This window comes from Isoptericola halotolerans, from assembly GCF_003003075.1.
In the GTDB taxonomy this organism is placed as follows: domain Bacteria; phylum Actinomycetota; class Actinomycetes; order Actinomycetales; family Cellulomonadaceae; genus Isoptericola; species Isoptericola halotolerans_A.
Genome location: NZ_PVTX01000005.1, coordinates 270,144 through 280,589, shown reverse-complemented (window position 1 = coordinate 280,589; position 10,446 = coordinate 270,144). Strand labels below are relative to the sequence as shown.

The 10,446-nt window shown below is 71.5% G+C and carries 13 protein-coding genes and 3 tRNA genes; 13 read left to right on the top strand and 3 right to left on the bottom strand.

What is annotated here, in order from left to right:
- The first annotated feature begins 68 nt into the window (after nucleotides 1-68).
- The 6 genes from BCL65_RS09535 (at nucleotide 69) to BCL65_RS09510 (ending at nucleotide 4,716) form a co-directional block, all read left to right on the top strand.
- Nucleotides 69-365 carry a WXG100 family type VII secretion target gene (locus tag BCL65_RS09535; RefSeq protein ID WP_106265076.1) on the top strand — a complete coding sequence of 99 codons (297 nt, stop codon included), beginning with the start codon at nucleotides 69-71 and terminating at the stop codon, nucleotides 363-365.
- 298 nt (nucleotides 366-663) lie between these two features.
- Nucleotides 664-2,031: an FAD-dependent oxidoreductase gene (locus BCL65_RS09530; RefSeq protein WP_106267382.1), complete on the top strand. Its 1,368-nt coding sequence runs from the start codon at nucleotides 664-666 to the stop codon at nucleotides 2,029-2,031.
- Nucleotides 2,032-2,198: 167 nt separating this feature from the next.
- The gene (locus BCL65_RS09525) at nucleotides 2,199-2,582 is read left to right on the top strand and encodes a DUF952 domain-containing protein (protein ID WP_106267380.1); all 384 of its coding nucleotides are present in this window, start codon (nucleotides 2,199-2,201) and stop codon (nucleotides 2,580-2,582) included.
- A gap of 22 nt (nucleotides 2,583-2,604) precedes the next feature.
- Entirely contained in the window at nucleotides 2,605-2,832 is a 228-nt protein-coding gene (locus tag BCL65_RS09520; RefSeq protein ID WP_106267378.1) for a hypothetical protein, read from the top strand.
- A 79-nt stretch (nucleotides 2,833-2,911) separates the two neighbouring features.
- Nucleotides 2,912-3,805: a zinc metalloprotease HtpX gene (gene htpX, locus BCL65_RS09515; protein ID WP_106267376.1), complete on the top strand. Its 894-nt coding sequence runs from the start codon at nucleotides 2,912-2,914 to the stop codon at nucleotides 3,803-3,805.
- A gap of 50 nt (nucleotides 3,806-3,855) precedes the next feature.
- Nucleotides 3,856-4,716, top strand: a complete 861-nt coding sequence (locus BCL65_RS09510) for a potassium channel family protein (protein ID WP_106267374.1) — start codon at nucleotides 3,856-3,858, stop codon at nucleotides 4,714-4,716.
- Nucleotide 4,717: 1 nt separating this feature from the next.
- Here BCL65_RS09510 and BCL65_RS09505 read toward each other — a convergent pair whose 3' ends face one another.
- The 3 genes from BCL65_RS09505 to rarD form a co-directional block, all read right to left on the bottom strand.
- Nucleotides 4,718-5,611, bottom strand: coding sequence for an HAD family hydrolase (locus tag BCL65_RS09505; protein ID WP_106267373.1), 894 nt, complete (start codon nucleotides 5,609-5,611; stop codon nucleotides 4,718-4,720).
- A 7-nt stretch (nucleotides 5,612-5,618) separates the two neighbouring features.
- Entirely contained in the window at nucleotides 5,619-6,113 is a 495-nt protein-coding gene (locus BCL65_RS09500) for a YajQ family cyclic di-GMP-binding protein (protein ID WP_106267371.1), read from the bottom strand.
- A gap of 63 nt (nucleotides 6,114-6,176) precedes the next feature.
- Complete coding sequence (rarD, locus tag BCL65_RS17985; protein ID WP_165799972.1) at nucleotides 6,177-7,124, bottom strand: EamA family transporter RarD; 948 nt, start codon at nucleotides 7,122-7,124, stop codon at nucleotides 6,177-6,179.
- Between the two features lie 106 nt (nucleotides 7,125-7,230).
- On the opposite strand from rarD, the gene BCL65_RS09495 reads away from it, so the two are divergent.
- The 7 genes from BCL65_RS09495 to BCL65_RS09465 all read left to right on the top strand — a co-directional run bounded on the left by BCL65_RS09495 (nucleotide 7,231) and on the right by BCL65_RS09465 (nucleotide 10,433).
- Nucleotides 7,231-7,312, top strand: a tRNA-Tyr gene (locus tag BCL65_RS09495).
- 117 nt (nucleotides 7,313-7,429) lie between these two features.
- Nucleotides 7,430-7,502, top strand: a tRNA-Thr gene (locus tag BCL65_RS09490).
- A gap of 65 nt (nucleotides 7,503-7,567) precedes the next feature.
- Nucleotides 7,568-7,644: transfer RNA gene (locus BCL65_RS09485), tRNA-Met, on the top strand.
- A 94-nt stretch (nucleotides 7,645-7,738) separates the two neighbouring features.
- The gene (gene rpmG, locus BCL65_RS09480) at nucleotides 7,739-7,909 is read left to right on the top strand and encodes a 50S ribosomal protein L33 (protein WP_106267369.1); all 171 of its coding nucleotides are present in this window, start codon (nucleotides 7,739-7,741) and stop codon (nucleotides 7,907-7,909) included.
- A 30-nt stretch (nucleotides 7,910-7,939) separates the two neighbouring features.
- Nucleotides 7,940-8,416 carry an FAS1-like dehydratase domain-containing protein gene (locus BCL65_RS09475; protein WP_106267368.1) on the top strand — a complete coding sequence of 159 codons (477 nt, stop codon included), beginning with the start codon at nucleotides 7,940-7,942 and terminating at the stop codon, nucleotides 8,414-8,416.
- Nucleotides 8,416-8,847, top strand: a complete 432-nt coding sequence (locus BCL65_RS09470) for a MaoC family dehydratase (RefSeq protein WP_106267366.1) — start codon at nucleotides 8,416-8,418, stop codon at nucleotides 8,845-8,847. The genes BCL65_RS09475 and BCL65_RS09470 overlap by 1 nt, the downstream gene beginning before the upstream one ends.
- Before the next feature lie 125 nt (nucleotides 8,848-8,972).
- Complete coding sequence (locus BCL65_RS09465; protein WP_243400899.1) at nucleotides 8,973-10,433, top strand: Tat pathway signal sequence domain protein; 1,461 nt, start codon at nucleotides 8,973-8,975, stop codon at nucleotides 10,431-10,433.
- Nucleotides 10,434-10,446: the final 13 nt, after the last annotated feature.

The window sequence follows — 10,446 nt, the reverse complement described above, 5'->3', positions numbered from 1 at the left end:
TAGGGTCGTGCTCGACGACGGGCGGCCGGCAAGGGGGCCGGCCGAGGCGACGAACGAGGAGTTTTGTCATGGCGAACATGAACGTGACGTACGACGAGCTGCGGTCCCAGGCGGGGCAGCTGCGCAACGGTCAGCAGCAGATGACCGACATCCTGCACAACCTGCAGACCCAGGTGAACAACCTGGTGTCGTCGGGCTTCGTGACGGACCAGGCCTCGGGGGCGTTCCAGACGTCGTACGAGGAGTTCACGACGGGGACCACGCAGGCCATCGAGGGTCTCGAGGGCATGGCGTCGTTCCTGGAGCAGGCGGCGCAGACGCTGTCGGACGCGGACGCGCAGCTGGCGCAGGGTATCCGCGGCTGACGTCGTTCAGCTCGGTCGGCCCGGTGGGTCGGCTTCTCGAGGGGTGGTCCGGTGCGTCCGGGCCGCCCCTCTGCGTCGTCAGCTGGGGGGAGGAGCCGGGTGACGCGCTGCTGACACTGCGTGACCATCTGCTGCTCGCTATGTGAGATGACCTGTTCACCTCTCGGGACAGATGTGAGAACCTGGGCGTCGAGCCAGCATCCTGGGTGCCAGAGTGAGGTAACCCTCACCAACAAGCCCGGTGAGCCTCGTAGAATCGACACCCACGCAAGCCCCGATCCGGAAGGCGTACCTCGCAGTGAGCAGCTCCCGTCCTCTGCGCGTCGCAATCGTCGGTGCAGGTCCCGCGGGCATCTACGCCGCGGACATCCTGTCCAAGACCGACCTCGACGTCAGCATCGACCTCTTCGAGCGTCTGCCCGCCCCGTTCGGTCTCGTGCGCTACGGCGTCGCCCCTGACCACCCGCGCATCAAGGGCATCATCGGCGCCCTGCACAAGGTGCTGAGCAAGGGTGACGTGCGCCTGCTCGCGAACGTCAACTACGGCGTCGACCTCAAGCTCGAGGACCTGCGCCAGTACTACGACGCGGTGATCTTCTCGACCGGTGCCATCCGGGACGCCGACCTGACGATCCCCGGCATCGACCTCGACGGCTCCTACGGCGCCGCGGACTTCGTGTCCTGGTTCGACGGGCACCCCGACGTGCCGCGCACCTGGCCGCTGGAGGCCCAGGAGGTCGCCGTCCTCGGCGCCGGCAACGTCGCCCTCGACGTCGCGCGGATCCTCGCCAAGCACCCGAAGGACCTCATGTCCACGGAGATCCCGGCCAACGTGCAGGCCGGTCTCGAGGCGTCCCCGGTCACCGACGTGCACGTGTTCGCCCGCCGCGGCCCGGCCCAGGTGAAGTTCTCCCCGCTGGAGCTGCGCGAGCTCGGGCACGTGCCCGACGTCGACATCGTCGTCTACCCGGAGGACTACGACTTCGACGAGGGCTCGATGGCCGCCATCGAGGCGACCAACCAGACCAAGCAGGTCGTCAAGACCCTCACGGACTGGACGCTCGTCGACCCGTCGCAGCAGACGGCGTCGCGGCGCATCCACCTGCACTTCCTGCAGGCGCCGGCCGAGGTGCTCGGCGAGGACGGCAAGGTCGTCGGTCTGCGCACCGAGCGCACCGCCCTGCAGGGTGACGGCACGGTCAAGGGCACCGGCGAGTTTCACGACTGGCCGGTCCAGGCGGTCTACCGTGCGGTGGGCTACTTCGGTTCGCCGCTGCCGGAGATCCCGTTCGACGACCTCAAGGGCGTCATCTCCAACCGGGAGGGCCGCGTCGTCGACCTCGACGGCGAGCACCTGCCCGGGGTGTACGCCACCGGCTGGATCAAGCGTGGGCCGGTGGGCCTCATCGGGCACACCAAGTCCGACGCGTCCGAGACGGTGCGCCACCTCGTGGAGGACGTCGCCGACGACGGCCGGACGGCCCCGCACGGCGAGCCGCAGCAGATCCTCGACTTCCTCGCCGAGCGCGGCGTCGACGTCGTCACCTGGGACGAGTTCTCCCTGCTCGACGCGCACGAGCTGTCGCTCGGCGAGCCGCACGGGCGCGAGCGCATCAAGGTCGTCCCGCGCGAGGAGATGATCGACATCGCGAAGGGCCGCGCCTGACCGCTCTGCTGCCCTCGGTCGAGCTGCACATCGAGGTCCTCGGACGCGAAGACGTCGTGGACTGAGGTCCGCGCATGCGGACCAAGTTCGCTACGTGGTCTCGATCATGTCGTCCATGGGCGGTTGCTCACCGGGGCCAGATCTCGTCGCACCTCTAGTCTGGTCGGATGCCTACCATCTGGCACCTGACCGACCCTGATACCTGGACGCAGGCCCAGGTGCGAGGTGTGTTCAGCGAGTCGACCCGCGGCGCGTCGATCGAGCAGGTGGGCTTTCTCCACGGCTCCTACGCCGACCAGCTCGCGCTGGTCACGAGCTTCGTCTACGGCGACGTCACCGGCCCGATGGTCGCCCTGGGCATCGACCCCGTACTGCTGTTGGCGCGCGGGCTCGAGGTGCGTGAGGAACCGGGCGACCCCGACGACCGGACGCACTTCCCCCACGTCCATGGCGGCGACCTGCCGCTGGACGTCATCACGAAGGTGATCCCGGTGACGGTCACCGACGGGGTCCTCGGGGGGTGGGCGCTGTCCAGGGGCCCCGGAGACTGAGCCCAGGGTCGACCGAGACGGCATGACACCGTTCACGGTCGACGCGACCGTGCAGGACGGGTTCGACGTCTGGTGGGCCGCCGGGCGACCTGACGGGTTCCCCGTGCCTCCGGATGACGGGATCGGTGCGCTCGGTTGGGGTGGTCTGGTGATCGCGATGGCGGCGGTCGTGTGGGGGATCTCCTCCGTCCTGCACGGCTTCCGGCGGTTCGGCTCGGGAAGGCGGGCGGTGGTCCGCACGCCCGCGTGACCCGAACCCGCTGCGCGGCACGGGAACCGGCGACGTAGCCTGCGCGTTGCACTGGTGTCGTCACGGAAGGAGAACAGCGGTGGGTCGTCAGCACTTCAACGGGCTCAAGACGGTGCTCCTCTTCGGAGTCCTGTGGGCGGTTCTCCTGGGCCTGTGGGCGGTGTTCTTCCGCGGCAGCCAGGGCATGCTGTTCCTGTTCACGGCGCTGGGCCTCATCGGCACGTTCGTCGGCTACTGGAACTCGGACAAGATCGCCATCAAGGCGATGCACGCCTACCCGGTCACGGAGCTCGAAGCGCCGGAGATGTACCGGATCGTGCGTGAGCTCTCCACCGTGGCGCGGCAGCCCATGCCCCGGCTGTACATCTCGCCCACCCAGGCGCCCAACGCCTTCGCCACCGGCCGCAACCCCAAGAACGCCGCGGTGTGCTGCACGGAGGGCATCCTGCGCATCCTCGACGAGCGGGAGCTGCGCGGCGTCCTGGGCCACGAGCTGATGCACGTCTACAACCGCGACATCCTCACGTCGTCCGTGGCCTCGGCCCTGGCGGGCGTCATCACGTCGCTCGCGCAGTTCCTGCTGATCTTCGGCGGCGGCGACCGGCGCGAGGGCGGCAACCCGCTGGCCGCGCTCGCGCTCGCGATCCTCGCCCCGTTCGCCGCGATGCTCATCCAGATGGCGATCTCCCGCACCCGCGAGTACGACGCCGACGAGGACGGCGCGAAGCTCACGGGCGACCCGCTGGCCCTCGCCTCCGCGCTGCGCAAGCTCGAGCAGGGCACGGCCGCGGCCCCGCTGCCGCAGACCCGCGACCTCGAGAACGTCTCGCACCTGATGCTCGCCAACCCGTTCCGCGGCGGCGGCCTGGCCAAGATGTTCGCCACCCACCCGCCGATGGCGGAGCGCATCGCCCGCCTCGAGAAGATGTCCGGCGGCACCGGGTTCGGACCCGGCGGCATCACCCGGTACTGAGCTCGGAGGTCAGGTCGACCGTGGTCCGGGCTTCGTTACCCTGAGGCGCGATGACCGACCACACCTCGCCACCGTCCCGTGCCCTGCCGCCGCACCTCGCCGAGGATCCCCGCGTCGCCGACTGGGAACGCCGCCTGGAGTGGCCGCTGATCGCGGTCGCGGGCGTCTTCCTCGTCGCGTACGCCGTCCCCATCGTGTGGCCGCAGGCGTCCGCCACGGTGCAGTCGGTGTGCTCGGCCGTCGTCTTCGGATCCTGGCTCGTGTTCGTCGTCGACTACCTCGCCCGGCTGCTGCTGTCTCAGCAGCGCTGGCGGTTCGTGCGGGGGAACCTGCTCGACCTCGCCGTGGTCGCGGTGCCGCTGCTACGGCCCCTGCGGCTGCTGCTCCTGGTCAAGGCGATCAAGCGGCTCAACCGCGCCGGCGCCACGGCGATGCGCGGGCGTGTCGTCCTCTACGCCGTGGCCGGGTCGGCGCTCCTGGTGCTCGCCGGGGCGCTGGCCGTCACCGACGCCGAGCGTGGCGCCGCCGACGGCACCATCGAGAACGTCGGGGACGGGTTCTGGTGGGCGCTGGTGACGATGGCGACCGTCGGGTACGGCGACACGTACCCGGTGACGATCACCGGGCGGTTCGTGGCGGTCGGCATGATGCTGGGCGGCATCGCCGTGCTCGGCGTGGTGACGGCGACGCTGTCGTCCTGGCTGGTGCAGAACGTCGAGGAGCGCAGCGAGGAGCAGCGCGCCGAGCGTCGGGACGGCACGGACGACCTGTGGGCCCGCCGCGGCGACGTCGAGAGTCTCGTCGCCGAGGTCCGCGCCCTGCGCGAGGAGGTGTCGAGACTGCGGTCCGACGACGGCCCTGGAGTCGGCGCGGCGAGCGGCGCGGCGCGGGGGCACCACCCGCCCGGCTGACTCAGCCGCGCGCCAGCAACGCCTCGAGCGCCTCGGCGACGCCGTCCTGGGCGTGGTGCCCGACGACGACGTCCGCCTCCGCGAGCACGTCCGGGTGGGCGTTGGCGACGGCGTGGCCCCGGCCGGCCCACCGCAGCATCGGCAGGTCGTTCGGCATGTCGCCGAAGGCCCAGACATCGGCGGCCGCCACACCGCGGCGGGCGCACCACCGGGCCAGAGCGGCGTCCTTCGTGACGTGCGGCGCGAGCAGCTCGGCCAGGCCCGCGGCGCCCGAGAAGGCCAGGTGCGCGCGGTCCCCGACGGCAGAGCGCACCGCGGCGAAGAAGGCCTCCTGGGCGTCGTCCGGGGCCGAGCCGCCGTGCTGCACGTCGCCGGGGCGGGTCGAGCCCGCCGCCCGCGGTCGCACGGCGAGCAGCTTGCCGACCGGGGTGCCCAGCGCGGCCGGGGTGCCGCCGTCGGGCAGCGTCTCCTCGACCGGGACGGCGCGCACCGTCGCCGGCAGGCCCTCCTCGTCGCGCGGGAACCACGGGTCGAACGCCGGGCCCTCGGTCCGCTCGAACGCGAGGGCGACGTCCGGCACCGCTGCGCGCAGGTCGGCGACCAACCCGCGGAGGTCCTGGTCGGCGAAGCCGCCCACCTCGAGCGCCGCGCCCGTGGCGAGGTCCCACACGGCGGCGCCACCGAGGCAGACCACGCGACCGTGACCGCCCACGCAGTGGGCCAGGCCGGGCAGCCAGCGCGGTGGTCGGGCGGTGACGAACACGATCTCGACCCCGGCCTCCTCGACGGCGCTCAGCGTCGCGCGGGTGCGCTCGGAGACGGACCCGTCGGGCCCGAGCAGCGTGCCGTCCAGGTCGGTCGCCACCAGCCGGGGGAGGGGGAGGGGCGTCGTCACCGGGCGGTCACCTGTAGTTGACGAACTGCAGCGCCACGTCGAGGTCCGCACCCTTGAGCAGGGCGATGACGGCCTGCAGGTCGTCGCGCTTCTTGGAGCTGACGCGTACCTCGTCGCCGGTGATCTGGGTCTTGACGCCCTTGGGCCCCTCGTCGCGGATCAGCTTGGTGATCTTCTTGGCGTCCTCGCTGCTCAGCCCCTCCTTGAGGGTGGCCGGCAGGCGGTACTCCTTGCCGGAGGGCTGCGGCTCACCCTCGCCGGTGTCGATCGCCTTGAGGGAGACGCCGCGCCGGATGAGCTTGGTCTGGAAGACGTCCAGGACGGCGTTGACCCGGTCGGCGGAGTTGGCGACCAGCACGATCGCGTCACCGCTCCACGAGATCGAGGCACCGACGCCGCGGAAGTCGTAGCGCTGGTTGATCTCCTTGGCAGCCTGGTTCAGGGCGTTGTCGACCTCCTGGCGGTCGACCTTGGAGACGATGTCGAACGACGAGTCGGCCATGGCGTTGCTCCTTGCTGTGTCGGGTGTGTGACAACCGTAGTCGGCGCGCTGGCCGTACCGGGCTCAGCCCGGCCGCGCGGCCCCCGTGGCGACCGCGGCGGCGGCCAGCCGCGTGGCCCGTGCCGAGCGGGTGCCGTCGACCGTGAGGACGACGAGCGCGACCCAGACGAGGGCGAACCCCGCCCATCGGGACGGCGACATGTGCTCACCGAACAGGAGCAGGCCCACGAGGAACTGCAGGGTCGGCGTGAGGTACTGGAGCAGCCCCAGCACGGACAGCGGCAGCCGGCGTGCGGCGGCCCCGAAGAGCAGCAGCGGCACCCCGGTGACGATGCCGGCACTGACCAGGAGCAGCGCGTGGCCGACGCCCTCCTGGCCGAAGGTGGAGACGCCCGTGACGGTGAGCCAGGCGAGGTAGCCCAGGGCGAACGGCGTGGCCACCGCGGTCTCCACCGCGAGGCTCGGCAGCGCGCCGACGGTGCGCCCGACGCGGTTCTTCGTCAACGAGTAGCTGCCGAACGAGAACGCCAGCACCAGCGAGATCCAGGGCAGCCCGCCGACCCCGGTGGAGATGACCACGACCGCGGCGGCGCCGAACCCGAGCGCGACCCACTGCGCCGGGCGCAGCCGCTCGCGGAGCACCAGCACACCGAGCAGGACGGTGACCAGCGGGTTGATGTAGTAGCCCAGCGCGGCGTCCAGGACGTGCTCGCTGAGGACCGCGTGGACGTACGTCACCCAGTTGGTGACGATGAGGACGGCCGCCACCGTGAGCACGCCGAGGGTGCGCGGGCTGCGGAACACCGCGGTGAAGGTCCGCAACGACCGGGTGACGCTCAGCAGCAGCACGCAGAACACGAGCGACCACACGATCCGGTGCGCGATGATCTCCACGGCGCCAGCCGGCTCGAGGAGCGGGAAGTACAGGGGCATCGCGCCCCAGAGGAGGAACGCTCCGAGCCCCAGCGGGAGGCCCCAACGGGCCGCGGGAGGGGCGGCGGTGGTGGTCACCAGCGCAGGATATGCCGTGGGGTGACCAGTGCCACCGCGGACGGATTTCCGCAGCGGCCGACGGGCCGCTATGGTTGTCTCCGCAAGGTCGTCCGCGGCCTTGCTCGGCAGGTTGCCCGAGCGGCCAAAGGGAGCTGACTGTAAATCAGCCGTCATCGACTTCGGGGGTTCGAATCCCTCACCTGCCACCGCACGGAGCGGTCCTCATCTCGGTGAGGTTGCTCCGGCACCCGGGGAGGGTGCAGGTGCGGCCACGCGAGCTGGATTTCGTCCGGACCGCCCAGGCCGTGTAATGTTCTCTCCGCGCCCCGATAGCTCAGTCGGTAGAGCATCTCCATGGTAAGGAGAAGGTCAAGGGTTCGATTCCCTTTCGGGGCTCTGTGACACGACGCGGGTCCGCCTCCCGAGACAACGGGTGGACGGTCCCGCGCTGAGTCACGCGCGGCGGGGTAGCTCAGCTGGTCAGAGCGCACGACTCATAATCGTGAGGTCGCGGGTTCGAGCCCCGCCCTCGCTACCAACCACACGGCAACACACGGTTCGACGGCCGGCGTCGGACCACCCAGATCCTTGACGCACGTTGCGCCTTCCGGGGGCGCGAGAGGTGACACACCATGGCTTCCAAGAGCGCGGACGTCCGCCCGAAGATCACGCTCGCCTGCGTGGACTGCAAGGAGCGGAACTACATCACCAAGAAGAACCGCCGCAACAACCCGGACCGCCTCGAGATGGCGAAGTTCTGCCCGCGTTGCGGCAAGCACACCGCTCACCGCGAGACCCGCTGACGCGGTCTCGTCGCGAGACTCCACACCGACGTGGCGAACACCCAGCCCGACACCGCCTTCGCAGGCCGTGAGTACCCGGCCACCGAGCCGTACCAGGTAGGGCGCGAGAAGATCCGCGAGTTCGCCGCCGCCGTCGGCGCCCAGCACCCCGCGCACCACGACATCGTGGCGGCGCGGGGTCTCGGCTATCCGGACCTCGTCGCGCCACCCACGTTCGCGGTGGTGATCGCCCAGCGTGCCGAGTCCCAGTACGTCGCCGACCCCGCGGCCGGGATCGACTTCTCGCGCGTGGTGCACGCGGACGAGAAGTTCGAGCACCATCGCCCCATCGTCGCCGGCGACGAGCTGGTGACGATCCTGCACGTCGACTCCGTGACGCAGCGGGCCAGCATCTCCATGGTCACCACGCGGTGCGAGATCTTCGCCGCCGGGACCGACGGCGCCGCTCCGGGCGAGCACGTCGCCACGGTGACCTCCAGCCTGGTCGTCCGCGGGGAGGACTCCTGATGTCCGAGCAGGGACCCGAGCTGGCCTCGCTCACGGTCGGCGACGTCGTCGCCTCCCGCGCCATCGAGCTCGACCGCGCCACGTTGGTCCGCTACGCGGGTGCCAGCGGCGACTTCAACCCGATCCACTGGGACGAGGGGTTCGCGACCGAGGTCGGGCTCCCGGGCGTGATCGCTCACGGCATGTGCACGATGGGCTCCGTGATCGGCGTCGTCACCGACTGGGTCGGCGACCCGGGCGCGATCGTCCGGTACGGCACACGCTTCACCAAGCCCGTGCCGGTGCCGGCCCGCGGCACCGCCGTCGTCGACGTCGTCGCGACGGTCGGCGCGGTCGACCCGGACGCCGGCACGGTCCGCGTCGACCTCACGGTCACCCACGAGGACGTCAAGGTTCTCGGCCGGGCGCAGGCCGTCGTCCGCCTGGCCTGAGCCCTCCTGCGAGAGCAGCCCCTCCGGAACCGCCCGGTGACGCCTCTTCACGCCGGCGGGTGACACGAGTAACCTTTGAGTGCTGCCCCCAACGGTGGGGGTGCGGACCATCGAAGGAGATGCTCATGTCCAGTTCGTCACGCGTCCCACCCGCCCCGACCGCCGAGGTCGTCCCCGCCCCGCCCGCGGCGATCTCACGCCGCGGCGTGCTCGTCGCGGGTGCCGCCGGAGCGTTCACGATCGCCACCGGTGCCGAGGCGTGGGCCGCCGGGCGCACCGGCCGAGGTGGCCCGCCGTGGCCCGGCCACGGCGGCGGGCACGGCGGGTCCGTCCGGCGGGCCCACGAGTTCCTCGGCGTGATGACCGACGCCTACCCCGAGGTCAACACCGGTCCCCGGCTGGCTCAGTCCTACGCCGACCAGCTCGGCCTGTTCTCGACCGCCTTCGTCTACGACGTCGCCCTGACGATCTGCGCCTCGCTCGCCGGTGGCCACGTCGAGCGTGCCGCCGTCTTGGCCGACGGCCTCGTCTTCGCCCAGGAGCACGACCCGGCCTACGACGACGGCCGCCTGCGCCAGGGGTACAACGCCGGCCCGTACACGTTCTACGACGGTTCGGAGCAGGCCTACGGACTCGAGCTGCCTGACGGCACCGCGAACATCGGCTGGCAGTTCGGGTTCCTCGGGACCGCGGTCGGCGACATGGCGTGGCCCGGGATCGCGCTGCTGCACGCCTACGACGTGACGGGCGAGCGCCGCTACCGGGACGCCGCCGTGCGGATCGGCGAGTGGATCCTCGACAACACCTGGTCCGAGCGCCCGCTCGGTGGATTCTCCTTCGGCGTCGACGCCGCGAACGCCCCGGTGCCCAACGGTTCGACCGAGCATAACGTCGACTGCGTGGCGTTCTTCCGCCAGCTCGACGCCCTCGCGGGTGGACGGCGGTGGCGCCGGGCGGAGCGGCACGCGCGCGAGTTCGTCGACCGCATGTGGGACCGGCGCGGCGGGTACTTCTACACCGGGACGAACGACGGCGAGGAGATCAACCCCGACCCGCTGCCCCTGGACCCGGCGACCTGGAGCTGGCTCGCGCTGCGGGCGAACCGGTACGGCCGGGCCGTCGACTGGGCGGCCGCGGACCTCGCCGCCCGCGACGTCGCGGGCACCGGGAACTCGCAGCTACCCGAGGGAACCTCCATCTCCGGCGTGACGTTCTCGAGCGCGAGCCTCACGACGACGGCCTCGTACGAGGGCATCCCGGCGCACCAGGACGCCGTCTGGCTGGAGGGCACGGCGCAGCTCGCCTGCGCGCTGACCGATCGCGGGCGCGGGCGACGCGACGCCGGACGCGCCGAGGACCTGCTGGCCGAGGTCCGCCGGACGCAGGACCTGCTCGGCGGCGGCCAGACGGTGGGCGGCGCCCCGCTGCCGGCGCGCTCCGGCGTCGTGGCCGCCTCGAGCCTCGTCGACACCGGGTTCGGGTTCGGCTACTTCCAGGTGCAGCACACGGGGGCCACGTCCTGGTACCTCATGGCAGCCGCCGGGGCGAACCCGCTGCAGGTCGGAGGCCTGCGCCGGGGCAGGTGACCGGCGGGCAGGG

Coding starts and splice junctions, on each gene's coding strand:
- BCL65_RS09535 (WP_106265076.1), top strand. CDS start 69: ATGGCGAACATGAACGTGACGTACGACGAGCTGCGGTCCCAGGCGGGG.
- BCL65_RS09525 (WP_106267380.1), top strand. CDS start 2,199: ATGCCTACCATCTGGCACCTGACCGACCCTGATACCTGGACGCAGGCC.
- BCL65_RS09520 (WP_106267378.1), top strand. CDS start 2,605: ATGACACCGTTCACGGTCGACGCGACCGTGCAGGACGGGTTCGACGTC.
- BCL65_RS09510 (WP_106267374.1), top strand. CDS start 3,856: ATGACCGACCACACCTCGCCACCGTCCCGTGCCCTGCCGCCGCACCTC.
- BCL65_RS09500 (WP_106267371.1), bottom strand. CDS start 6,113: ATGGCCGACTCGTCGTTCGACATCGTCTCCAAGGTCGACCGCCAGGAG.
- rpmG (WP_106267369.1), top strand. CDS start 7,739: ATGGCTTCCAAGAGCGCGGACGTCCGCCCGAAGATCACGCTCGCCTGC.
- BCL65_RS09470 (WP_106267366.1), top strand. CDS start 8,416: ATGTCCGAGCAGGGACCCGAGCTGGCCTCGCTCACGGTCGGCGACGTC.
- BCL65_RS09465 (WP_243400899.1), top strand. CDS start 8,973: ATGTCCAGTTCGTCACGCGTCCCACCCGCCCCGACCGCCGAGGTCGTC.